General features: G+C 67.4%; 19 protein-coding genes. 5 read left to right on the top strand and 14 right to left on the bottom strand.

Annotation, left to right across the window (positions count from 1 at the left end; all coding sequences use genetic code 11):
* Positions 1 to 193: 193 nt before the first annotated feature.
* The gene (gene azu, locus WFQ67_RS25620; protein WP_111263808.1) at positions 194 to 643 is read right to left on the bottom strand and encodes an azurin; all 450 of its coding nucleotides are present in this window, start codon (positions 641 to 643) and stop codon (positions 194 to 196) included.
* A gap of 368 nt (positions 644 to 1,011) precedes the next feature.
* On the opposite strand from azu, the gene WFQ67_RS25615 reads away from it, so the two are divergent.
* The 4 genes from WFQ67_RS25615 to WFQ67_RS25600 all read left to right on the top strand — a co-directional run bounded on the left by WFQ67_RS25615 (position 1,012) and on the right by WFQ67_RS25600 (position 2,958).
* The gene (locus tag WFQ67_RS25615; RefSeq protein ID WP_337058573.1) at positions 1,012 to 1,599 is read left to right on the top strand and encodes a TIGR00730 family Rossman fold protein; all 588 of its coding nucleotides are present in this window, start codon (positions 1,012 to 1,014) and stop codon (positions 1,597 to 1,599) included.
* An 81-nt stretch (positions 1,600 to 1,680) separates the two neighbouring features.
* The gene (locus WFQ67_RS25610; protein ID WP_213626541.1) at positions 1,681 to 2,127 is read left to right on the top strand and encodes a DUF3465 domain-containing protein; all 447 of its coding nucleotides are present in this window, start codon (positions 1,681 to 1,683) and stop codon (positions 2,125 to 2,127) included.
* 10 nt (positions 2,128 to 2,137) lie between these two features.
* A complete protein-coding gene (locus WFQ67_RS25605; RefSeq protein WP_213626543.1) occupies positions 2,138 to 2,512 on the top strand; it encodes a thiol-disulfide oxidoreductase DCC family protein in 375 nt (124 codons plus the stop codon).
* A gap of 2 nt (positions 2,513 to 2,514) precedes the next feature.
* Entirely contained in the window at positions 2,515 to 2,958 is a 444-nt protein-coding gene (locus tag WFQ67_RS25600) for a GNAT family N-acetyltransferase (protein WP_337058572.1), read from the top strand.
* A 15-nt stretch (positions 2,959 to 2,973) separates the two neighbouring features.
* On the opposite strand, the gene WFQ67_RS25595 is transcribed toward WFQ67_RS25600, so the two are convergent.
* The 6 genes from WFQ67_RS25595 to WFQ67_RS25570 form a co-directional block, all read right to left on the bottom strand.
* Positions 2,974 to 3,906, bottom strand: a complete 933-nt coding sequence (locus WFQ67_RS25595; protein WP_213626547.1) for a transglutaminase family protein — start codon at positions 3,904 to 3,906, stop codon at positions 2,974 to 2,976.
* The gene (locus WFQ67_RS25590; protein ID WP_213626549.1) at positions 3,906 to 6,404 is read right to left on the bottom strand and encodes a circularly permuted type 2 ATP-grasp protein; all 2,499 of its coding nucleotides are present in this window, start codon (positions 6,402 to 6,404) and stop codon (positions 3,906 to 3,908) included. Before WFQ67_RS25590 ends, WFQ67_RS25595 begins: the two co-directional genes overlap by 1 nt.
* 90 nt (positions 6,405 to 6,494) lie before the next feature.
* Entirely contained in the window at positions 6,495 to 9,782 is a 3,288-nt protein-coding gene (locus WFQ67_RS25585; RefSeq protein WP_337058571.1) for a transglutaminase family protein, read from the bottom strand.
* 320 nt (positions 9,783 to 10,102) lie between these two features.
* Positions 10,103 to 11,224, bottom strand: coding sequence for an SO2930 family diheme c-type cytochrome (locus WFQ67_RS25580; RefSeq protein WP_337058570.1), 1,122 nt, complete (start codon positions 11,222 to 11,224; stop codon positions 10,103 to 10,105).
* Positions 11,221 to 12,462 (bottom strand): parallel beta-helix domain-containing protein, encoded by a 1,242-nt coding sequence (locus tag WFQ67_RS25575; RefSeq protein WP_173171403.1) that lies wholly within the window; start codon positions 12,460 to 12,462, stop codon positions 11,221 to 11,223. The genes WFQ67_RS25580 and WFQ67_RS25575 overlap by 4 nt, the downstream gene beginning before the upstream one ends.
* Before the next feature lie 196 nt (positions 12,463 to 12,658).
* Positions 12,659 to 14,938 (bottom strand): YgiQ family radical SAM protein, encoded by a 2,280-nt coding sequence (locus tag WFQ67_RS25570; protein ID WP_337058569.1) that lies wholly within the window; start codon positions 14,936 to 14,938, stop codon positions 12,659 to 12,661.
* A gap of 228 nt (positions 14,939 to 15,166) precedes the next feature.
* Here WFQ67_RS25570 and WFQ67_RS25565 point away from each other — a divergent pair, with 228 nt between their 5' ends.
* Positions 15,167 to 17,053 carry a diguanylate cyclase gene (locus WFQ67_RS25565; protein ID WP_213630702.1) on the top strand — a complete coding sequence of 629 codons (1,887 nt, stop codon included), beginning with the start codon at positions 15,167 to 15,169 and terminating at the stop codon, positions 17,051 to 17,053.
* Positions 17,054 to 17,056: 3 nt separating this feature from the next.
* Here WFQ67_RS25565 and alr read toward each other — a convergent pair whose 3' ends face one another.
* The 7 genes from alr to WFQ67_RS25530 form a co-directional block, all read right to left on the bottom strand.
* Positions 17,057 to 18,133: an alanine racemase gene (gene alr / locus WFQ67_RS25560; protein ID WP_337058568.1), complete on the bottom strand. Its 1,077-nt coding sequence runs from the start codon at positions 18,131 to 18,133 to the stop codon at positions 17,057 to 17,059.
* 327 nt (positions 18,134 to 18,460) lie between these two features.
* Positions 18,461 to 19,855 (bottom strand): replicative DNA helicase, encoded by a 1,395-nt coding sequence (gene dnaB / locus WFQ67_RS25555; RefSeq protein WP_111259902.1) that lies wholly within the window; start codon positions 19,853 to 19,855, stop codon positions 18,461 to 18,463.
* A gap of 127 nt (positions 19,856 to 19,982) precedes the next feature.
* Positions 19,983 to 20,429 carry a 50S ribosomal protein L9 gene (rplI, locus tag WFQ67_RS25550; RefSeq protein ID WP_111259901.1) on the bottom strand — a complete coding sequence of 149 codons (447 nt, stop codon included), beginning with the start codon at positions 20,427 to 20,429 and terminating at the stop codon, positions 19,983 to 19,985.
* A 19-nt stretch (positions 20,430 to 20,448) separates the two neighbouring features.
* The gene (locus WFQ67_RS25545; RefSeq protein WP_173171398.1) at positions 20,449 to 21,324 is read right to left on the bottom strand and encodes a hypothetical protein; all 876 of its coding nucleotides are present in this window, start codon (positions 21,322 to 21,324) and stop codon (positions 20,449 to 20,451) included.
* Between the two features lie 34 nt (positions 21,325 to 21,358).
* Complete coding sequence (rpsR, locus tag WFQ67_RS25540) at positions 21,359 to 21,589, bottom strand: 30S ribosomal protein S18 (protein ID WP_003452992.1); 231 nt, start codon at positions 21,587 to 21,589, stop codon at positions 21,359 to 21,361.
* A 28-nt stretch (positions 21,590 to 21,617) separates the two neighbouring features.
* A complete protein-coding gene (gene rpsF, locus WFQ67_RS25535) occupies positions 21,618 to 22,037 on the bottom strand; it encodes a 30S ribosomal protein S6 (RefSeq protein ID WP_111259899.1) in 420 nt (139 codons plus the stop codon).
* Between the two features lie 9 nt (positions 22,038 to 22,046).
* A partial coding sequence (locus WFQ67_RS25530) for a hypothetical protein (protein WP_337058567.1) occupies positions 22,047 to 22,321 on the bottom strand: 275 nt, incomplete at its 5' end.

Here is a 22,321-nt window from a genome sequence, read left to right as displayed (position 1 = left end):
GAGCGTCATTGCGCGCACCCATCCAGGACCGATGTGCTCGCCGGCGCGGAGTACATGAGGCGAAGCTCCGCCCGGTGGATGAAAAAAGCGTCATCCCCCTACCCAGCCACCATCATCGTGCTGGCGTGGGCGGTTTCCATCGCCCATGAAAAAGGCCGCTTCACGGAGCGGCCCCTTGTCATTGCCTGTCGGGTCAGTCGACCAGGGCCAGGGTGCCCTTCATCATCGAGACGTGGCCGGGGAAGGAGCAGAAGAACTCGTAGCTCTCGCCAGCGGCCAGCTTGGATACGTCGATGGTGGTGGTCGCGGTCTCGCCGCCGCCGATCAGCTTGGTGTGGGCGATGATGCGGGCGTCGTCGGCCTTGAGGTAGTCCTTGTCGACACCGGCGGTCATGCCTTCGGTGGCGATGGCCTGGGCGTCGGCGGTCTTGCTCAGGACCCAGTTGTGGCCCATCACGTTCTTGGGCAGCTTGCCGACGTGCTTGAGGTTCACGGTGAAGGTCTTGCAGCTTTTGCTGACCTTGATTTCCTTCGTGTTGAAGGTCATCTGATCAGTGCCTTCCACGTCCACCGAACATTCAGCAGCCAGCAGAGGGGCACTGGCCAGGGCCAGCACGGATGCAACGACGAGCTTGCGAATCATTGGAGTCTCCTTGGCAGGTAGGGCCGGATCAGCCCAGAGGGGAGACTGCCTGAGTCGGCGTGGAGTTCCCATAACCTGCGTCAACAAACCGCAGGAATCCCGCGCCCTGCGCAGGGGCTATCACGGTCATCGAGACAATCAAACGGCGCCTCGCCAGCGCGGCGCGGAGAATGGCCGCATCCCAGACCGAGGAGCGCCACCATGAACGTCCTGCAAAGCCTGCTCGCCGCCTACGCCGCCGGAGCCAGCGGCAACTGCGACGACTGATCCGCCACACCCGCCCCTACCGTTCGGAAGCTGCGTCCACGCGCCGCTTCCGGGACGCCACGCGAGCCGTTAATCTTGCCGACTTTTTTCGGGAGTCGACCATGACCTTGCGCTCCGTGTGCGTATTCTGCGGTGCCAGCCCCGGCGCCAATCCGATCTACCAACGTGCCGCCAGCGACCTGGGTCGCACCCTGGCCGAGCGTGGCCTGACGCTGGTCTACGGCGGTGGCGCGGTCGGCCTGATGGGCACCGTGGCCGATGCCGCCCTGGCGGCCGGTGGCGAGGTGATCGGCATCATCCCGCAGAGCCTCAAGGAGGCCGAGATCGGCCACAAGGGCCTGACCCGCCTGGAAGTGGTGGACGGCATGCACGCCCGCAAGGCCCGCATGGCCGAACTGGCCGACGCCTTCATCGCCCTGCCCGGCGGCCTGGGCACCCTGGAGGAACTCTTCGAGGTATGGACCTGGGGCCAGCTCGGCTACCACAGCAAGCCCCTGGGCCTGCTGGAGGTGAACAGCTTCTACGGCAAGCTCACCGAATTCCTCGACCACCTGGTGGAAGAGCGCTTCGTACGCGACCAGCATCGCGGCATGCTGCAGGTCGGCGGCGCCCCGGACATCCTGCTGGAGCGCCTGGAAGCCTGGCGCCCCACCGTGGCGCCCAAGTGGGTCGATCGCAAACCCCACTGATCCCTCTGGACAGCCCGGACGGCCGTGCCCCAGCATGCCGCCTGGGCTGACCCGGCCCGCCGAACGGACGTGGCCCGCCCCATGAAGAAGCTTTTCATCGCCCTGCTCCTGGGCCTTGCGCTCTATGGCGTGCAGCAACGCCATCCAGGCCTGCTCCAGGGCCTCACCGGCGCACCCGCAGCCAGCGTAACCAGCACCAGCGCGCCGTTGCGCCAGGCCTTCGAGGATCGCCGCAGCGACCTGCAGGTCGAGGGTCGTGCCGTGGTCACCCGCGTGTTGCGCGACGACCTCAAGGGCAGTCGCCACCAGCGCTTCCTGATGCGTACCGACGACGGCCTGAGCCTGCTGGTGGCGCACAACATCGACCTGGCGCCCCGCGTCGAGGGCCTGCGCGAAGGCGACACGATCGAGTTCGCCGGCGAATACGAATGGAACGACAAGGGTGGGGTGATCCACTGGACCCACCACGACCCACGCGGCCGCCACCCGGGCGGCTGGCTGAGGCACAACGGCAGGACCTACCAATAGGGAGCGTGCGATGAGCGAGGACGAAGGGCGCATCAAGGTCTACTACAACAGCGCCTGCCCCGTGTGCCGGGCGGGCATCGAAGGGCAGAAGGACAAGTCCACCGCCTGCGAGATCGAGTGGGCCGACGTGCACGCCGACAACCAGGCGGTGGAGGAAATCGGCGAGGCGCTGGAGTACGTCCGCGAGCGCCTGCACCTGGTGGACGAACAGGGCGTTAAGCGCATGGGCGTGGACGCCTTCATCGTGCTCTGGCGCCACTCGCCGAAGGAGCGCTGGAAGGCCCGCCTGCTCTCCCTGCCGCTGATCCACGGGCTGGCGCAACTGGGCTACAAGGCCTTCGCCCGCCTGCTCTATCTCTGGAACCGCTCGAAACGACACTGGTGAACATGGACATACTCGAACGCATCGACGACAAGGACCGCCAGCGCCTGGTGGAGGTCTGGGAGGCCGCCGTGCGCGCTACCCACCACTTCCTCGGCGAGGACGACATCCAGTTCTTCAAGCCGCTGGTGCGCGACGCCTACCTGGACTCGGTGAAGCTGGCCTGCAGCCGCGATGCCGAGGGGCGCATCCAGGGCTTCATCGGCACCGCCGAGGGCAAGGTGGAAATGCTCTTCGTCGACCCGGCGCTGCATGGCCAGGGCATCGGCCGCGAACTGCTGCTGCACGCCATCGCCAACGAGGGCGCGACGGCGGTGGAGGTCAACGAGCAGAATCCGCAGGCCGTGGGCTTCTACCTGCACATGGGCTTCGAGGTGGAAAGCCGCTCGGAGCTGGACGGGTCGGGCAAGCCGTTTCCCATCCTGCACCTGCGCCTGAAGGGCTGCTGAGACACGGAGCCCGACCTATACGGCCAACTCCCACAGCGGCATCACCGTGACCCGCACGTCCGGGTCGTGGCTGCCGCCACCGAGGATCACCCCCCGCAGGGGCGACACGTCGGAGAAGTCGCGACCCCAGCCCAGGGTGATGTGCTCCAGGTCCGGGAGGATGTTGTTGGTGGGGTCGAAATCCACCCAGCCGTTGCGCGGGCAGTACACCGAAACCCAGGCGTGGGAGGCGTCGGCGCCGATCAGGCGGGGCTGCCCGGGCGGCGGCTGGGTCAGCAGGTAGCCGCTGACGTAGCGTGCGGCCAGGCCCTTGGAGCGCAGGCAGGCGAGCATCAGGTGGGCGAAGTCCTGGCACACGCCGCGACGGCGCTCCAGCACCTCGGTCAGCGGGGTCGCCACCTGGGTGGCCTCGGCGTCGAAATCGAAGCCGGTGAAGATCTTTTCCATCAGCGCGGCAGCGCAGAGCAACAGCGGCCGGCCGAGGGGGAAGCAGTCCTCGGCGAAGTCGGCGAACTGGCGCTTGATGCGCACGTAGGGCGACTCGACCCGATAGCGGCAGGCCTCCAGCGCCTCGGCCCCCAGCGGACGCCCGGTGAAGGCCTGGCCGGCCAGTGCCAGCTCCCAGGGGGGCGAGCTGTCCAGCGCATGGGGGCCGCGGGGCAGCACTTCCACCAGCAGCCGCGCGTTGACCTGCAATTGGTCGTGGGGCCGCTCGAAGGCGAGGCGGCACAGCGGGTTGCCGAACACGTCGAGCCCTTCGCTGCGCGAGGACGGCGCCGGGTTGATCTCCAGGTCCTGCCCGCTGCACAGCTGCCAGGGGCACTCGCGCGGCCACAGGTGCACCAGCTGCTGGGCCAGCGACACCGGCGCGGCGTAGCGGTAGTGGGTGTCGTGGAACACCTGGTAGCGCGCGCCCTGGGGGGCGACGGAGGCGGCTTGGGAGTGCATCAGGTGGATACCGTTTGCTGGCTGACGTCGTCGACATGGGCAAAATAGCGCAAAGCGAGGCGATCCGAGACCTGGCCGACCATCTGGCCGATCTCGCCGAGCAGGTGCGCCAACCCCTCCAGCACCTCGTCGAGGCTGTCGCTGCCGAACAGCGGGTTTTCCAGGGTGCCCAGGTCGAAGGCCAGCAGGCGGCCGATCAGGCCGCTCAGCATCAGCTCCTGGGGCGCGCCGAATTCCTCGTGCAGCCGGCCCAGCGAGCGCTCCAGGGCCTGCAGCTGGAACCGCAGCGCATGGGGGTTCTGCTCGTGCAGCAGAAGCAGGTCGAGCACCGGGATCAGCTGCGGCGAGGCCAGGTAGCGCGAGCGGTAGGTGATGGTGCTGTTGCCCAGCTCCAGCAGCCACTCCAGGGCGCCCGGGTCCCAGGCCGCACCGCCGCGCAGGAAGCCGGCGATGCTCTCGGCGAAGAAGCTCACCCGTTCGATGCGCCGGCCGATCATCAGGAAGCGCCAGCCGTCGTCGCGGGTCATGTCGTCGAGGGCGAAGCCGGAGAGCGCCGCCAGTGACATCAGCAGGCGGCTGAGGAAGTCCAGGGCGTCGCCCAGGTCCATGCGCGCCGGGTCCAGCCCCTGGGCTTCCTGCTGGAGTTCCAGCACCGCGTGCCAGTTTTCCCGCGAGAGGCGGCCGCGCACCTGGGCCGCCGCCCAGTGCAGGCGACGCAGGTTGGCGCTGAGGCTGAAGGCCCAGTCATCGCTGAGCAGCGCCTGGAGCAGGCGTCGGTCCAGGGGCTCGTCGCCGGGCGGCAGCTGGCCCAGGGCCTCGGCCAGCTCCAGCGCGGCCTGCCGGGCCCGCTCGTCCCCGTCGGCATCGACGTAGCGCGACAGCACCACGCGCAGCAGCCGCGCGGCGTCATCGCAACGTTCGGCATAGCGGCCGAACCAGAACAGGTTCTCCACCACCCGCGAGGGCAGGTAGGGGTCCTGGCGGATCAGGTCGCGCACACCGAGGATGCGCGGGCGCAGGGGCTCCCCGGTCACCGGCCGGTCGGCGAGCACCCAGGTGTCCTTGCTGGCACCGCCGCGCTGCATGGACACCACTTCGGCGTCCGCCTCGGAGGCCACGCGCGTGAGGCCGCCGGGCATCACCCAGTAGCCGCCGTCGGCGGTGGCCACGGCGAACACGCGCATGCCGATGGCCCGCGAGTGCAGGGCGCCGCGCTCGCCTTCGGCCTGCCACACCGGCGCCTGGGACAACTGCGCCTGGCGCTGGGCGACATAGGCGTGGGGCCGTGCCTGCAGGCGCTTGCGCAGTGCATCCAGCGCGTGCGGCGCCAGGTTGTGGCCGAACACCGGCTCGAAGCTCTGCGACGGGAAGGCCGGCTTGATCACCAGGCCCTCCAGGGCGCCGAGGGTTTCCTGCAGCACGCCGGGGGTGCCGCACCAGCGGGTGCCGACGGTGGGCAGCAAGAGTTCCTCGCCGAACAGGCGGCGGTTGACGGCGGGCAGGAAGCCCAGCAGGCCGGGGGACTCCAGTACGCCGCTGCCCAGGGCGTTGGCCACCAGCACGCGGCCACGGCGCACGGCGTCGAGCAGGCCGGGCACGCCGAGGGCCGAGTCGGTGCGCAGCTCGAGGGGGTCGCAGAAATCGTCATCCAGGCGGCGCAACACGGCGTGCACGCGCTTCAGGCCGCCCAGGGTCTTGAGGTAGAGGGTGGCGTCGCGCACGGTCAGGTCGTGGCCCTCCACCAGGGGGAAGCCCAGCTGGCGCGCGAGGTAGAGGTGCTCGAAGTAGGTCTCGTTGAAACGCCCCGGCGTTAGCAGCACCACCAGGGGCGTCTCGCCGTCGCCGGGGGCCTGGCGGATCAGCGTCTCCTGCAACGCGCGGAAGTAGCCGGCCAGGTACTGCACGCGCAGGTCGCGGTACAGCTCCGGGAAGGCGCGCGAGACGATCTGCCGGTTCTCCAGCGCATAGCCGGCACCGGAGGGCGCCTGGGTGCGGTCGGCGAGCACGTGCCACTGGCCGTCGGCATCGCGCGCCAGGTCGACCGCGTAGCTGTGCAGGTAGGTGCCGCCGATGGCCTGCACGCCCTGGCAGGGCCAGAGGAAGCTGGTGTGGCCGAATACCAGCTCGCTGGGCAGCAGGCCTTCGGCGATGAGTTTCTGCTCGCCGTAGACGTCGGCCAGCACGGCGTTGAGCAGGCGCGCGCGCTGGGCCACGCCCTGGGCGATGGGCTGCCATTGCTCGGCGGAAATCAGGTTGGGCAGCAGGTCCAGCTCCCAGGGGCGGTCGGTGCCCTTGGGGTCGGCGTAGACGTTGTAGGTGACGCCGTTTTCCTGGATCTGCCGCGCCAGCAGTTCCTGGCGCTGGCGCAACTGGGCGGCGCTGCTGCGCTGCAGCTGGAGGTACAGGCGCAGCCAGTGCGGACGCACCTCGCCGGTGGCGTCGAGCAGCTCGTGGTAGGCCGTGTCGGTCAGGGGGTAGTGGGCAAGCAGGTCGGACATCTGGTACTCGCGAATGGATGCGCCCGTTCTCAATTGTAATCCTGGGTGCCGCCGCAGCCGGCCGGACGCCAGGCTGCGGCGGCGCACAGCTTAATGGCGACGCAGGTCCAGGGTCATTGGCAGTTCGTCGCTCCTTTGCGGCTGTGCGACCTGCAGCTTGCCGGGGCTGTGGCCGAGGCGGAAGAAGCGCGCCAGGCGCCGGCTCTCGGCCTCATAGGCGTTGACCGGGAAGCTGTCGTAGCTGCGCCCGCCGGGGTGCGCGACGTGGTACTGGCAACCGCCGAGGGAGCGCTGCATCCAGGTGTCCACCAGGTCGAACACCAGGGGCGCGTGGACGCCGATGGTGGGTTGCAGGCAGGAGGCGGGCTGCCAGGCGCGGTAGCGCACGGCGCCGACGAATTCGCCGACCCGGCCGGTGCTCTGCAGGGGCACCGGCTCGCCGTTGCAGGTGAGCACGTAACGGTCCGGGGCCAGGCCGCCGAGCTTGAGCTGCACCCGCTCCAGGGACGAATCGACGTAGCGCACGGTGCCGCCGGCGGCGCCCTCCTCGCCCAGCACGTGCCAGGGTTCCAGGGCCTGGCGCAGTTCCAGTTCGATGCCCTTGGCCATGAAGTCGCCGTACTTGGGGAAGCGGAACTCGAAGTGCGGCGCAAACCACTCGCCGCGCACCGGGTAGCCCGCCTCGTTGAGCTCGTGCAGCACGTCGTCGAAGTCCTGCTGGACGAAGTGCGGCAGGAGGAAACGGTCGTGTAGCTCGGTGCCCCAGCGCGCCAGCTTCGGCGGCGCGTAGGGCTGTTCCCAGAAGCGCGCCACCAGGCCGCGCAGCAGCAGTTGCTGGGCCAGGCTCATGCGCGCGTGGGGCGGCATCTCGAAGGCGCGCAGCTCGAGGAGGCCGAGGCGGCCGCTGCTGCTGTCGGGCGAGTAGAGCTTGTCGATGCAGAATTCGGCGCGGTGGGTGTTGCCGCTGACATCCACCAGCAGGTTGCGCAGCAGGCGATCCACCAGCCAGGGCGGGCAGTCGGCGCCGGGCTCGGGCATCTGCGCGAAGGCCACCTCCAGTTCGTACAGGGCGTCGTTGCGCGCCTCGTCCACCCTGGGGGCCTGGGAGGTGGGGCCGATGAAGAGGCCGGAGAACAGGTACGACAGCGAGGGGTGGTTGTGCCAGTAGCTGATCAGGCTGCGCAGCAGGTCGGGGCGGCGCAGGAAGGGCGAGTCCGCCGGGGTGGCGCCACCGAGGACGAAGTGGTTGCCGCCACCGGTGCCGACATGGCGGCCGTCGACCATGAATTTCTCGCTGGCCAGGCGCGTCTGCCGCGCGGCCTCGTAGAGGAATTCGGTGCGCTCGACCAACTCCTCCCAACTGCTGGAGGGGTGGATGTTCACCTCGATGACGCCCGGGTCCGGGGTGACGCGGAATACGTTCAGGCGCGGGTCGCCGGGCGGCTCGTAGCCCTCCAGCAGCACCGGGCACTCCAGCTCGCGCGCGGTGGCCTCGATGGCGGCGACCAGTTCCAGCCAGGGGTCGAGTTCCGCCAGTGGCGGCATGAACAGGTACAGGCGCCCGTCGCGGGGCTCGGCGCACAGGGCGGTGCGGACCACGCCGGCAGCCGACTGGTAGAGGCCGGGCGCGGCCTCGGCCTGGCCCTTGGCTTGCGCACCCTGGCGCAGCTGGGTGCGGATCTGCGCGGCACGACGCAGCGGCGGGAAGGCCTGGCCGGGGTCGGCGGCGTGGATGTAGGGGTAGTCGGCCTCGCTGACCCAGGGTTGCGAATCCAGCGGCAGGCGGTAGCCCATCGCCGAATCGCCCGGCAGCAGGCGGCAGTGCTCGTCGCGCAGGAACCAGGAGCCGGTCTGCCAGCCATCGCCAGCGGCGTTGCGCCCCAGCGGCAGCACCTGCCCGACGATCTCGCCCAGACCCTGCTCGAAGACCTTGCGCAGGCGCTCGCGCTCCAGCGGGTCGGCGAGGCGGGCGTCCTCGGGGGTGACGTTGACCGGCAGCCGGCGCTCGCGCCAGAGGTAGTAGTACCAGTCCTCGTAGGCCGGGAAGATGCCGTCGGCGGCCAGGCCCAGGCGGCCGGCCAGCTGCGCGAGGAAGCGCCCGGCCAGCTCGGCGCTGGCGTCGTAGCCGCGGGTCTCGTCGGCGAACAGGGCCGGGTCGTTCCAGATCGGCTCGCCATCGCGGCGCCAGAAGCAGTTCAGCGACCAGCGCGGCAGTTGCTCGCCCGGGTACCACTTGCCCTGGCCGAAGTGCACCAGGCCGTTGGGGGCGTAATGCCCGCGCAGGCGATGGAACAGCTCGGCGGCCAGGCGGCGCTTGTTCGGCCCTAGGGCGGCGGTGTTCCACTCCGGGTCGTCGGGGTAGTCGATGGCGACGAAGGTGGGTTCGCCCCCCATGGTCAGGCGTACGTCGCGGGCCAGCAGGTCGCGGTCGATGCGCCGGCCAAGCTCGAGGATCGCCGCCCATTGCTCGTCGCTGTAGGGCCGTGTGACCCGGGGCGCTTCCCAGATGCGCTCGATGCGCATGTCGTGGGAGAACTCGCATTCGCACTCGTCCACCGCACCGCTGATGGGCGCCGCGGACGACGGCTCGGGGCTGCAGGCGAGCGGTACGTGGCCTTCGCCGGCGAACAGGCCGGAGGTGGGGTCGAGGCCGATCCAGCCGGCGCCAGGCAGGTACACCTCGCACCAGGCGTGGAGGTCGGTGAAGTCCACCTCGGTGCCGCTGGGGCCGTCGAGGGCCTTCTGGTCGGCGGTGAGCTGGATCAGGTAGCCGGAGACGAAACGCGCCGCCAGGCCGATATGGCGCAGCAGCTGCACCAGCAGCCAGGCGGAGTCGCGGCAGGAGCCGGAGCCCAGTTCCAGGCTCTGCTCGGGCGTTTGCACGCCGGGCTCCATGCGGATCAGGTAGCGGATGTCGCGGGAGACGCGCTGGTTGAGCGCCACCAGGAAGTCGACGCTGGCGCGCGGGGTGAGGTCGATGGCGGCGAGGTACCTGGCGAACAGCGGCGTGGCCGGCTGGCGGCTGAGGTAGGGCGCCAGCTCGCGCTGCTCGTCGGCGGTGTAGGCGAAGGGTGCCTGCTCGGCATAGGGCTCGAGGAAGAAGTCGAAGGGGTTGAACACCGCCATCTCGACGACCAGGTCCACCTCGACCTTGAGCTCACGGGTCTTTTCCGGGAACACCAGGCGCGCCAGGTAGTTGCCCTGGGGGTCCTGCTGCCAGTTGATGAAGTGCTTGCCCGGCTCGACCTTCAGCGAATAGCCGAGGACGCGCGTGCGGCTGTGGGGCGCCGGGCGCAGGCGGACGATCTGCGGACCGAGGGCGACCTCGCGGTCGTAGCGGTAATGGGTGACGTGGTGCAGTGCGACGTGGATCGACACGGCGTGCCTCCTGCGAGCCTGAGCGATGGCCTTGCTGCGCAAGTCTCATGCCAGCGCGCAAGGTGCTGTTTTGTCGATGGGTGCGCCCCGCGCCGGCACTGGAACGGGGCTCGGGACGCACTGCTTCGAACGGCGCGCACGAAAATGGTTCGCGTCGCGTGCCGGCGGCTTTCGGGTCAGCGCCTGAGCATAGTCGGGGAAGATGACGGGCGTGGGGGCGGTTAGGGGAGCGTAGGTTGGGTTGAGGTACGAAGCCCAACGACGCGGTTTTGGGTCCGCACCGTTGGGCCTCGCTGCGCTCGGCACCAACCTACAGGTCGCTAGCTGCGACAGGCGCCAGGCAGGCCGGCGATCCAGCGTTCGAGCAGGTCGAGGCCCTCGCGGTGGACGGAGGAGCGGCCGAGCTCGGGCATCATGACGCTGGGGTCGGTGCTTTCGACGCGGTAGGTGAGCACGGATTCCTCCGGCTTGCCCGGGTGGATGTCCACCAGGCGGTCGCCGGAGCCCTTGCCGGCGGCCACGGGCTGCTTGCACAGGCCGAAGTTGATGCCCATCGGCGCGGCGGCGTCGAGGAACAGGCCGGAGGTGCGCGCCGGGCCCTTGGGGTTGTGGCAATGCCCGCAGTTGGCGTCGAGGTAGCTGCGGGCCTGCAACTCCAGGCTCTCGCCGTCGCGCGGCTGGCCGAACAGGGCGTTGCGCGGGACGCTGGCCACCGCTGCCGGCAGGCCGCTGAGGAAGCCGCGCCTCTGCCAGTGGACGAGCTGGTTGTCGGGCCCGTCGGCATAGACCAGGTCCTTGTTCAGGTGCCGCGCCTTGGGGCCGAGCGGGCGCACGCCCTCGCCGTGGCGCTCCTCGTGGCAGCCGGCGCACTGGTTGGCGTCGGGCACCTGGTAGTCGACGGCGAGGCGTTCGCCCTTCGCATCCAGCAGCTCCAGGTCGAAGCTGGCCCCGGCCCATTCCAGGGTGGCCTCCTTCTGTGCCTCGTCCCAGACGTAGGGCAGCGCCATCCAGCCGTCCTTCTGCCGCAGCAGGATGCGCGTCTCCACCAGGCGCACGCGGTCCAGGGCCAGGCCTTCGCGGGGGTCGCGGTCGTCCTGGCCGTTCTTCAGCAGGCGGCCCTGTTCGTCGCGGGGGTAGTAGAAGGTCTTGGTCAGCACGGTGCCGACGGGGTAGTCGAAGTGGTCTTCGCCATACTGCGCCGCCTGCCCGTCGGGCATCCACAGGGTGCGCATCTTGTGGGCGTAGTCGGTGAACAGCGGGGTATTGAGGTCGTAGGGCAGCACCGCGGCCATCGGCTGCAGGTGGCCGTCGGCCAGGCGCAGCATGCCCCACTCGCTGAGTTTCTCGGGGTAGGCGTCGCCTTCGGGCATGAAGCGCGGCTCCGGCTGCCGGCCGCAGGCGGCGAGCAGCAGGAGGGCGATCAACAGCAGGCCTCGCTTCATGCGCCGGGAGCCTCCTTGGCCGAGCCCAGGACGATTTCCGGCAGCGCCGGCAGCTTGCAGCGATGGGCGGACATGTCGGTGGTGATGTTCTTGTAGCCGTTGGGGCCGTCGACGTTGATCAGCACCGCCTCGCCGTTGTCGACGCAGATGCCCAGCTCCGCCGGGAGCTTGCCGTCCACCAGCTTGGCCGGGTTGACGTAGCCGTCCCAGAGGATGTCGGGCAGCCGCCCGCCGAGGCCGAACTTGGCGACCTTGAGGGCCTTGAGCTCGAGGTTGTCGGGGCTGTCGCCACCCGGGCCGAAGCGGTTGCCGTGGATGGCGATGCGCTCGGGGTAGGGGTCGAAGTTCTCCGAGGTGGAGAGGTTGGTGTAGCCGGTGCTGAAGTAGCTGCTGACGATGACGTTGGCGGTGCGGTGGCCGCTGATGTCGTTGTCGAAGATCTCCACGTCGTCGTTGGAGTTGATCACCACGCCGGAGCCCGCCGGCACGCTGGCCACGGGGGTGCCCTTGTGGCCGAAGTTGTCGTGGTCGTTGTCCTTGACCTGGTTGCGGTAGACGCGGGTGCCGTGCCCCGGCTGCTGCAGGTTGGGCATGTTGAACACGAGGATGCCGCCGGTGTTGCCGGTGGCGAGGTTGTCGTAGACGTCGGCGCCGATGGTGTTCTCGATCTCGATGCCGGCCACGTTGCGCTCGGCGCGGCTGTTGCGCACCACGACGTTGCGCGACTGGCCGACGTAGATGCCGGCGTCGGAGGCGCCGATGGCCACGGCGCCTTCGATCAGGGTGTTCTCGGTCTGCACCGGGTAGATGCCGTAGGCGCCGTTCTCGGTGGCCGGGCCGTTGGTCCATTCGGTGCGCACGTTGCGGATGACGATGTTCTTGCCGCCCACCACCTTGAGCGCGTCGCCCTTGGTGTCTTCCAGGGCCAGGTCCTCGATGGTGAAGTCGGAGGCGTCCACCAGCAGCCCTTCGGCACCGGCCTTCTGGCCCTTGAAGTTGAGGATGGTCTTGTCCATCCCGGCGCCCTTGATGGTGACGCCACTGGCCTTGAGGCTGAGGCTGCGGTCGAGCTGGTAGGTACCGGCGGGAATCTCGATGACGGTGCCCGGCTTGGCCTTGATCAGCTTGGCCTGCAGCTCCTTCTGGAAATCCACGTGGGTGGTGGGCGTCTTGTCCTGCTCGCCGCAGCCGGCCAGCAGCACCGAGAGCGCGAGAAGGGAAAGGGAGGCGATACGCATGGCGGGCTCCGTCGTTGTTTTTATGAGATTGGAACTATAGTGCCAAAAACATTTTGTAACCAGTCCCTTCAAGAACCCATCCGGGGCAAGAAAGCGGGCGACTGAAGTCACCCCCTGCATCCCGTGGACCGTGGACCGTGGCTGGAAACGAAAACGCCAGCACGGGGCTGGTGTCTTCATTTCACGGCACGGCGGATCAGCGCGGTACCGGGGGGCGCTTGCCGGGCTTCTTGGCGCCCTTACCGGCGCCGCTCTTCTCCGCCTGGCGCCGGGCCTGGGCCGCAGCCTTGGCTTCCTCGCGCTTGTCCCAGGGCTTGCTGCCGTCGCTGGCACGGGGCGGCAGGCCGGTGTGCTGGGTGAGCATGGCCTTGCCGACCTTCTTGCTGCCGGCCGGGGTGGAGTTCTTGCGGCGGGCGCTCTGGTAGCCGTCGGTTTCCGGCTGGTGGGTGGGGATCAGCTGGTGCTTGCCGTTGCCGATCAGGTCGGCGCGGCCCATGCGCTCCAGCGCGGCACGCAGCATCGGCCAGCCCTTGGGATCGTGGTAGCGCAGGAAGGCCTTGTGCAGGCGGCGCTGCTCCTCGCTCTTGACGATCTTCACCCCTTCGCTCTTGTAGGTGACCTTGCGCAGAGGGTTCTTGCCCGAGTGGTACATGGCGGTGGCGCTGGCCATGGGCGAGGGGTAGAAGGCCTGCACCTGGTCGGCGCGGAAGCCGTTGCGCTTGAGCCACAGGGCGAGGTTCATCATGTCCTCGTCTGTGGTGCCGGGGTGGGCGGCGATGAAGTACGGGATCAGGTACTGCTCCTTGCCCGCCTCCTTCGAGTACTTCTCGAACATCTGCTTGAAGCGGTCGTAGCTGCCGATGCCGGGCTTCATCATCTTGTCCAGCGGGCCGCGCTCGGTGTGCTCCGGGGCGATCTTCAGGTAGCCGCCGACGTGGTGGGTGACCAGCTCCTTGACGTACTCGGGCGACTCGACGGCGAGGTCGTAGCGCAGGCCCGAGGCGATGAGGATCTTCTTCACCCCTGGCAGGGCGCGTGCCTTTCGGTACAGCTCGATGAGCGAGCTGTGGTCGGTGTTGAGGTTCTCGCAGATGCCGGGGAACACGCAGGACGGCTTGCGGCAGTGACGCTCGATCTCCGGGTCCTTGCAGGCGATGCGGTACATGTTGGCGGTCGGGCCGCCGAGGTCGGACACGACGCCGGTGAAGCCGGGCACCTTGTCACGCATCTCCTCGATCTCGCGCAGGATCGAGTCGTGGGAGCGGTTCTGGATGATGCGGCCCTCGTGCTCGGTGATGGAGCAGAAGGTGCAGCCGCCGAAGCAGCCACGCATGATGTTCACCGAGAAGCGGATCATCTCGTAGGCGGGGATCTTTTCCTTGCCGTAGGCCGGGTGCGGCACCCGCGCGTAGGGCATGCCGAAGACGTAGTCCATCTCCTCGGTGGTCATGGGGATGGGCGGCGGGTTGAACCACACGTCGGTGTCGCCGTGGCGCTGCACCAGAGCGCGGGCGTTGCCCGGGTTGGTCTCCAGGTGCAGCACGCGGTTGGCGTGGGCATAGAGCACCGGGTCGTTGCGCACCTTCTCGAAGGACGGCAGGCGGATCACGGTCTTCTCGCGGGTCAGGCGCGGGTTGGGCAGCAGCTGCACCACCTTGGCCTCGTTCGGGTCCTCGACCGGGCCCTTCTCCTGCTCGATGGCGCAGGCGGCGGTGTCCTGGGTGTTGACGTAGGGGTTGATGATCTTGTCGACCTTGCCCGGGCGGTCGATGCGGGTGGAGTCGATCTCGAACCAATCTTCCGGGGTGTCGCGGCGGATGAAGGCGGTGCCGCGGATGTCGGTGATCGAGTCGATCGTCTCGCCCTGGGCCATGCGCTGGGCGATCTCCACCACGGCGCGCTCCGCGTTGCCGTAGAGGAGGATGTCGGCGCAGGCATCGATCAGGATCGAGTGGCGGACCTTGTCCTGCCAGTAGTCGTAGTGGGCGATGCGGCGCAGCGAGGCCTCGATGCCACCCAGCACGATGGGCACGTGGGTGTAGGCCTCCTTGCAGCGCTGGCTGTACACCAGGCTGGCGCGGTCCGGTCGACGCCCGGCGACGCCACCCGGGGTGTAGGCGTCATCGGAGCGGATCTTCTTGTCGGCGGTGTAGCGGTTGATCATCGAATCCATGTTGCCGGCGGCGACGCCGAAGAACAGGTTGGGCTCGCCGAGCTTCATGAAGTCGTCCTTCGAGCGCCAGTCCGGCTGGGCGATGATGCCGACGCGGAAGCCCTGGGCCTCCAGCAGGCGGCCGATGATCGCCATGCCGAACGAAGGATGATCGACGTAGGCATCACCGGTGACAATGATGATGTCGCAGGAGTCCCAGCCAAGTTGGTCCATCTCCGCCCGACTCATTGGCAGGAAAGGTGCAGGACCGAAACATTCGGCCCAGTACTTCGGATAGTCGAACAGCGGCTTGGCGGCTTGCATGGCAGGGACCGTCGGATCTCAGGTGAAAAAGCGGGCGCGAAATATAGCACAAAAAATGAACAAGTCCGACTTTGGCAGTAGGTTTTCCGATGCCTTTTCCAGCCGGCGACATATAGCTGTCATCACTTTGATACCTAATGGCTATACTCCTGCCGATAACAATACCGCCCGCCCCCCAGTGGTTACGGGCACAAGGAGCGTGCGGTGCTTCGCCTAATCCATCTGACAATGATTCTGCTGGGCATCCTCGGCCTCTGCGGCCAGACCAGCGCAGCTCCCTTCCAGTTGCAGGCCGACAGCAGCGGCACCCCCTTGAACACCCATATAGAGCTGCTGGAAGACGCCAGCGGGACACTCGGCATCGCCGACATGGCCGATCCGGCCGTGCAGTCGCGCTTCGTTCCGGCGGATGGACGCGCCTCCGTGGGGCAGAGCCGCAGTGCCTGGTGGGTAAAGGTGCAACTCAGCCGCAGCGCCGATGCGCCCGCACAGTGGTGGCTGGAGAACTCGGGCATCACCGTCTACCGCGTGCGCCTCTACCTGCCCGATGGCCAGGGCGGCTGGAGCGAACGCGAGACCAGCGAGTCGGTGCCCTTCGCCGAAGGCCGTGACTTCGACTACCGGCGCATGGTGTTCCGCCTGCCGGAACTCGGCACGGAACCGCTGACCTTCTACTTCCGCAGCTACGACCCGGCGGGCAACTCCTTTCCGCTCAAGGTCTGGCAGCTGGATGACCTGCAGGACCTGCGCGCCACCGAGGACATGGGCTTCGGCCTGATCTACGGGGTGATCCTGGCGCTGTTCCTCTACAACCTGTTCATCCTCGTGGCCCTGCGTGACAAGGCCTACCTCTGGTACGTACTGGCCACCGGTTGCGCCCTGGTGTTCATCCTCAGCATGACCGGCCACGGCTTCCAGTACTTCTGGGGCGGCTCGCCGGTGCCCTTCTGGCTCGACCGCATCAGCCTGCCCTCGCTCTGGGGCATCTTCGTCATGCGCTTCACCCAGGAGCTGCTGTACACCCGACGCGGGCTGGTCTGGGCCGAGCGCGCCTTCAATGTAAGTTGCGTGCTCTATGCGATCGCCATCCTGATCAACGCCTTCGGCTACCGCGCCGAGGGCGCCCTACTGATCGCCATCACGCCCATCGTCACCGTGCCCACCGCGCTGATCAGCGCCGGGGTGCGCTGGTACCAGGGCTTCATCCCGGCGCGCTTCTACCTGGTCGGTTACGGCACCGTGCTGGTCAGCACGGCGGTGCTGGTGATGCGCGCGGCGGGGATCATCCAGCCCACCAACTTCACCGCCTACATGTTCCCCATCGCCGTGGCGGCGGAGTCGATCCTGTTCTCCTTCGCCCTCGCCTACCGCATCCAGATGCTCAAGCAGGAAAAAGCCGCCGCGCTGGAGCAGGTGGACCGCGAGAAGACCGCGCGCCTGGCGCAGATGCAGGCCAGTGCCGACGAACTGCAGGCCGCCGTGGCCAACCGCACCGCCGAACTGGCGGCCGCCAACCAGCGCCTGTGCGAACGCGAGCAGGAGCTGGAGCACGCGGCCTTCCATGATGCCCTCACCGACCTGCCCAACCGCCGCTACCTGATCGAGCGCGCCGAAACCGCCCTGGCCAACGCCGGCCGGCGCAGCGAGACGGTGGCGCTGATGCTGATCGACCTGGACCACTTCAAGCCGATCAACGACAAGTACGGGCACGATGCCGGCGACGCGATGCTGCGCAGCATCGGCCAGCGCCTGCGCGAGCACGTGCGGGGGGGCGACAGCGTGGCGCGCCTGGGCGGGGACGAGTTCGCGGTGCTGATCTGCGGGCCGGACGCCGAGCCCCACGCCCGGGAGATCGCCGAGCGCCTGCTGGCCGAGCTGGCGGAGCCGGTGCACTACGGCGCCCAGAAGCTGACGGTGACCATCAGCATAGGTGTCGCGCTCTACCCGCAACATGCACGGCAGTTCGCCGGCCTCTACAAGACCGCCGACCAGGCGATGTACAAGGTCAAGGAGAAGGGCCGCTCGGGCTTCGCGATCTTCGGCGCGGACGGCGAACTGTCCAGCGAGGCACGCCTGGAGCTGGACGTGCTGAAGGTACCCAGCGGCCTGGTCTGAGCCTCAGCTCAGGTAACGACGCGGCACCCGTGCGGTGACCTTGGTGAGCAGCTCGTAGCCGATGGTGCCGCAGGCGGCGGCCAGCTCGTCCACCGGCAGCTGCGCCCCCCACAGCTCCACCGCGTCGCCTTCGACGGCCTCGGGCAGGTCGGTCAGATCCACCGCCAGCATGTCCATCGACACCCTCCCCGCCAGCGGCGCACGCTGGCCACGGATCACCACCGGCGTGCCGCTGGGCGCGTTGCGCGGGTAGCCGTCGGCGTAGCCGCAGCTGACGATGCCGATACGCGAGGGGCGCTCGGCGACCCAGGAGGCGCCGTAGCCAACGCTCTCACCTTCCGCGACATCCCGTACGGCGATCAGCTCGGCGGTCAGGCTCATGGCCGGCTTGAGCCCCAGTTCGCGCGCGGCGAGGTCGGCGAATGGGGTGGCGCCGTAGAGCATGATGCCGGGACGCACCCAGTCCATGTGGGCAGCGGGGATGGTGAGGATGGCGGCGGAGTTGGCCAGGCTGCGCTGGTCGAAATCCAGGTCCAGCAGGCCGAGGAAGCATTCCACCTGCTGCTCGGTGAGCGTGTGGCCACGCTCGTCGGCACAGGCGAAGTGGCTGATCAGGTTGAGTTCGGCCACCTTGCCGGCGCCATGCAGCAACCCGTGCCACTGGCGCAGGGCCTCGGTATCGAAGCCCAGGCGGTGCATGCCGGAATCCAGCTTCAGCCAGACATTCAGCGGGCGGCTGGTCTCGGCCACGAGCAGGGCCTCGGCCTGGCGCTCGCCCTGCACCACCACATCCAGCCCGAGCTGGGCGGCGATCAGGTACTCACGGGGCTCGAAGCAGCCCTCCAGCAGCAGGATGCGCGCGCGGTCATCCATGGCCCGGACCTCGGCGGCCTCCTCCAGGCACGCCACCGCATAGCCGTCGGCGACATCGTGGAGCACGCTGACCACCTCCCGCACGCCGTGCCCATAGGCATTGGCCTTGACCACCGCGAACACCTGGCGCCCCGGGGCACAGCGCTTGGCGACGGCATGGTTGTGGCGGATGGCGGAAAGGTCGACGGCGGCGATCAGCGGACGCATGGAAGGGGCTCATGAACGAAAACGGGCTCCCATGATAACGGCAAGGCGCCCCTCTTCATTGATCCATGGCGGGATTAGAGCTGGAAGCTGGAAGCTGGAAGCTGGAAGCTGGAAGCTGGAAGCTGGAAGCTGGAAGCTGGAAGCTGGAAGAGCCTGGGGGATCGACGGAGAGCGTCAACCCCTGGGCTCATTTGTTTTAGCAGCCCGGGCGTGGGGTGGACCACGCTTCACCGCTCCACCATGGCAGAGTCATGTCGGACGCCGATCGCGTGGGGCTCGCTGCGCGCTCTCCCCTCATACGGCACTTCCAGCTTCAGGCTTCCAGCTTTATTCGTCCTCGAAGTTGTAGCTGCCCGGCGCCAGGTTCTCGAAGCGCGAGTACTTGCCGAGGAAGGCCAGGCGCGCGGTGCCCAGGGGGCCGTTACGCTGCTTGCCGATGATGATCTCGGCGACGCCCTTGTACTCGGTCTCGGGGTGGTAGACCTCGTCGCGGTACACGAAGAGGATGATGTCGGCGTCCTGCTCGATCGCCCCGGATTCGCGAAGGTCGGAGTTGATCGGGCGTTTGTTGGGGCGCTGTTCCAGGCCGCGGTTGAGCTGGGACAGGGCGATCACCGGGCAGTTGAATTCCTTGGCCAGGGCCTTGAGCGAGCGGGAGATCTCGGAGATCTCGTTGACTCGGCTGTCGCCGCTGGAGCCCGGGATCTGCATCAGCTGCAGGTAGTCGACCATGATCAGGCCGATCTCGCCGTGCTCGCGGGCCAGGCGGCGAGTGCGTGCACGCATCTCCGACGGCGAGATGCCGGCGGTGTCATCGATGAACAGCTTGCGATCGTTGAGCAGGTTGACCGCGGAAGTCAGGCGCGGCCAGTCGTCATCGTCCAGGCGGCCGGCGCGGACCTTGGTCTGGTCGATGCGCCCAAGGGACGCGAGCATACGGATGACGATGGATTCCGAGGGCATTTCCAGCGAGTAGACGAGGATCGACTTGTCGCTGCGCATCAGCGCGTTCTCCACCAGGTTCATGGCGAAGGTGGTCTTACCCATGGACGGGCGGCCGGCGACGATGATCATGTCGGCCGGCTGCAGGCCGCTGGTGAGGTTGTCCAGCTCGTCGAAGCCGGTGGACAGGCCGGTGATGGCGTCGCCGTTGTTGAACAGCTCGTCGATGCGATCGATGGCCTTGACCAGGATGTCGTTGATCCCCACCGGGCCGCCGGTCTTCGGGCGCGCCTCGGCGATCTGGAAGATCAGGCGCTCGGCCTCATCGAGGATCTCCTCGCCGGTGCGGCCCTGGGGCGCGTAGGCGCTGTCGGCGATCTCGGTGCTGATGCCGATCAATTGGCGCAGGGTCGCGCGCTCGCGAATGATCTGCGCATAGGCCTTGATGTTGGCCACCGAGGGGGTGTTCTTCGCCAGCTCGCCCAAGTAGGCCAGGCCGCCCACCTGGGACAGCTGCCCTTCCTTGTCCAGTTGCTCGGACAGGGTCACCACGTCGAAGGGTGCGTTGCGCTCGGCGAGCTTGAAGATGGCGCGGAAGATCAGGCGATGGTCATGACGGTAGAAGTCGCCATCGGAGACCTGGTCGAGTACCCGCTCCCAGGCGTTGTTGTCGAGCATCAGGCCCCCCAGCACCGCCTGCTCGGCCTCGATGGAGTGCGGTGGCACCTTGAGAGCGGAGGTTTCCAGGTCGAACTGTTCGGGAAGGCTGATTTCGTTCATGGGCTCGGGAATGCATGCGGTAGAAAGACAACGGGCACGTCACCGCTCTCGCAATGACGTGCCCGATTGTTAGCGTGCCCGCACCTGAGTGCAAGCATGCTCCGTCCGGTTGCCCGGACGCGCCGACTTAGGCAGCGATGACGATCAGCTTGACGGTCGCTTCAACGTCGGTGTGCAGGTGCACAGCTACGTCGTACTCGCCAACCTGACGGATGGTGCCGTTCGGCAGACGAACTTCGGACTTGGCAACCTCGACGCCGGAGGCGGTCAGGGCGTCAGCGATGTCGTGGGTACCGATGGAACCGAACAGCTTGCCTTCGTCACCGGCGGTGGCAGTGATGGTCACTTCCAGCTCAGCCAGTTGGGCAGCGCGAGTTTCAGCCGAAGCTTTCTTCTCGGCAGCCAGTTTTTCCAGCTCAGCGCGGCGAGCTTCGAACGCAGCGACGTTCTCGGCGGTAGCAGCGGTGGCCTTGCCTTGCGGCAGCAGGTAGTTACGACCGTAACCAGCCTTGACGTTCACCTTGTCGCCCAGGTTGCCCAGGTTGGCGATTTTTTCCAGCAGAATGATTTCCATTTGGGAATCCTCTTAACTATTAACCTTCACCGTTCGCGGGGCCGGCGCCGTTCTTGCGAGCCAGGCGTCCGCGAAAATCAAACAGGCTGTCGATCACAGCCAAAAGACAGATCAAGTTCCCGATCAGCAGCACGGCCAGGTACAGCACTATCAGCCAACCACCCGAGAGGCGCTTGAGGGCGATCAGCCCGTGCCCGAGGGCAGCACCTGCGAACAGCAGCGGCACGCTGCACAGCGGCCCGAGCAACGCGGCACGTGCATCCAGCGCCGGGATCAGGATGCATCCCAGCAGCAGGGCCACGGCAACCGCGGGCCTCAGGCGCAGACTCCGGAATTCGCGACCGAAGCCGCCCGGGTTGTACAACGCCGCTTGCCAATAGCGCGCCAGCACCAGGCAGAGAAGGCAGGTGGCCTGCAGCGAGGACGCCATGACCCCAGTAAGGGTCGGCACCATCGCGGCCTGCAACCTGTCGAGCTCCTCGCCCGAAAGCTGGGCATCGCCGCGGACCTGGGCCAGCACCTTGGTGACCTCGGTCGCCAGCACCCCGATCATCTCGGAGTAGGCGTTGCCGAGCACCAGTGCGAACACCAGGCCCAATGCCACGCTGCCGATCAGCACATGGCTCCAGGACTCGCTGACGCGCAGAATCTGCGCCAGCACCAGGGTCCCGAGCAGGGCCAGAAGGATGCTCGGATCGCCCAGGTACCACCAGCACGCAGCCGGCAGTACCGCCCAGGCCAGGATGCCGACGGCATCACTGAACCCCCTTCGCAACAGCACCAGGCTGCCTGCGGAGGCACTCAGCCAGAACAACAGCGGAACCACTGCAGCGCCGGCCACGGCCAGCGTTGCCTGCATGCGGCCTCGCATGGTGAATTCAGCCAGTGCGCGCATGCGATCTATCCCTTGAAGCGTCGACTACCCGGTCTCAACGGCCGTGGCTGTCGGTGTAGGGCAGCAGGGCCAGGTAGCGGGCGCGCTTGATAGCGGTAGCCAGCTGACGCTGATACTTGGCTTTGGTACCGGTGATACGGCTAGGAACGATCTTGCCGGTTTCGGAGATGTACGCCTTCAGGGTGTTGAGATCCTTGAAGTCGATCTCTTTCACGCCTTCAGCGGTGAAACGGCAGAACTTACGACGACGGAAGAAACGTGCCATGAACTTGGCTCCTCAATAGATCCGTGGATTACTCGTCAGCGTTGTCGCTGTCGTTGTCGCTGTCATCGCCATCGACGGCGGAGTCAGTTTCAACGCGCTCACGGCGCTCGCGGCGCTCGTTGCGGTTTTCCTCGGCCTTGAGCATCTCGGACTGGCCGGTAACGGCTTCGTCGCGACGGATGACCAGGTTGCGCAGGACGGCATCGTTGTAGCGGAAGTTGTCTTCCAGCTCGGCCAGGGCCTTGCCGCTGCACTCGACGTTCAGCATCACGTAGTGAGCCTTGTGAACGTTGTTGATTGCATAGGCCAGTTGACGACGGCCCCAATCTTCCAGGCGATGAATCTTGCCACCGTCTTCTTCGATCAGCTTGGTGTAGCGCTCGACCATGCCACCAACCTGCTCGCTCTGGTCCGGGTGAACCAGGAAGATGATTTCGTAATGACGCATAAATGCTCCTTACGGGTTGTAGCCTGCCAACGATGTGGTCAGGCAAGGAGTGAATGTTTCGTTTTGGCTTGCCGGCGAGGAAGGCGCGCGAGCGCCTGCCGGGGCGGCAAGGGGCGACATTCTAGAGAAGCGCCCGGGGCCGCGCAAGAAGAACTGGTGAATATTTGAACAGTAGCTGCAAGCTGCAAGCTGCAAGCTGCAAGCTGCAAGCTGCAAGCTGCAAGCTGCAAGCTGCAAGCTGCAAGCTGCAAGCTGCAAGCTGCAAGCTGCAAGCTGCAAGCTGC

It is taken from the genome of Pseudomonas sp. USHLN015 (assembly GCF_037153275.1).
Classification (GTDB): domain Bacteria; phylum Pseudomonadota; class Gammaproteobacteria; order Pseudomonadales; family Pseudomonadaceae; genus Metapseudomonas; species Metapseudomonas tohonis.
Note: the sequence above shows the minus strand (reverse complement) of the source record. Positions and strands in the feature narration are given on the sequence as shown.

Coding starts and splice junctions, on each gene's coding strand:
- azu (WP_111263808.1), bottom strand. CDS start 643: ATGATTCGCAAGCTCGTCGTTGCATCCGTGCTGGCCCTGGCCAGTGCC.
- WFQ67_RS25615 (WP_337058573.1), top strand. CDS start 1,012: ATGACCTTGCGCTCCGTGTGCGTATTCTGCGGTGCCAGCCCCGGCGCC.
- WFQ67_RS25610 (WP_213626541.1), top strand. CDS start 1,681: ATGAAGAAGCTTTTCATCGCCCTGCTCCTGGGCCTTGCGCTCTATGGC.
- WFQ67_RS25605 (WP_213626543.1), top strand. CDS start 2,138: ATGAGCGAGGACGAAGGGCGCATCAAGGTCTACTACAACAGCGCCTGC.
- WFQ67_RS25600 (WP_337058572.1), top strand. CDS start 2,515: ATGGACATACTCGAACGCATCGACGACAAGGACCGCCAGCGCCTGGTG.
- WFQ67_RS25595 (WP_213626547.1), bottom strand. CDS start 3,906: ATGCACTCCCAAGCCGCCTCCGTCGCCCCCCAGGGCGCGCGCTACCAG.
- WFQ67_RS25590 (WP_213626549.1), bottom strand. CDS start 6,404: ATGTCCGACCTGCTTGCCCACTACCCCCTGACCGACACGGCCTACCAC.
- WFQ67_RS25580 (WP_337058570.1), bottom strand. CDS start 11,224: ATGAAGCGAGGCCTGCTGTTGATCGCCCTCCTGCTGCTCGCCGCCTGC.
- WFQ67_RS25575 (WP_173171403.1), bottom strand. CDS start 12,462: ATGCGTATCGCCTCCCTTTCCCTTCTCGCGCTCTCGGTGCTGCTGGCC.
- WFQ67_RS25570 (WP_337058569.1), bottom strand. CDS start 14,938: ATGCAAGCCGCCAAGCCGCTGTTCGACTATCCGAAGTACTGGGCCGAA.
- WFQ67_RS25565 (WP_213630702.1), top strand. CDS start 15,167: ATGATTCTGCTGGGCATCCTCGGCCTCTGCGGCCAGACCAGCGCAGCT.
- alr (WP_337058568.1), bottom strand. CDS start 18,133: ATGCGTCCGCTGATCGCCGCCGTCGACCTTTCCGCCATCCGCCACAAC.
- dnaB (WP_111259902.1), bottom strand. CDS start 19,855: ATGAACGAAATCAGCCTTCCCGAACAGTTCGACCTGGAAACCTCCGCT.
- rplI (WP_111259901.1), bottom strand. CDS start 20,429: ATGGAAATCATTCTGCTGGAAAAAATCGCCAACCTGGGCAACCTGGGC.
- WFQ67_RS25545 (WP_173171398.1), bottom strand. CDS start 21,324: ATGCGCGCACTGGCTGAATTCACCATGCGAGGCCGCATGCAGGCAACG.
- rpsR (WP_003452992.1), bottom strand. CDS start 21,589: ATGGCACGTTTCTTCCGTCGTCGTAAGTTCTGCCGTTTCACCGCTGAA.
- rpsF (WP_111259899.1), bottom strand. CDS start 22,037: ATGCGTCATTACGAAATCATCTTCCTGGTTCACCCGGACCAGAGCGAG.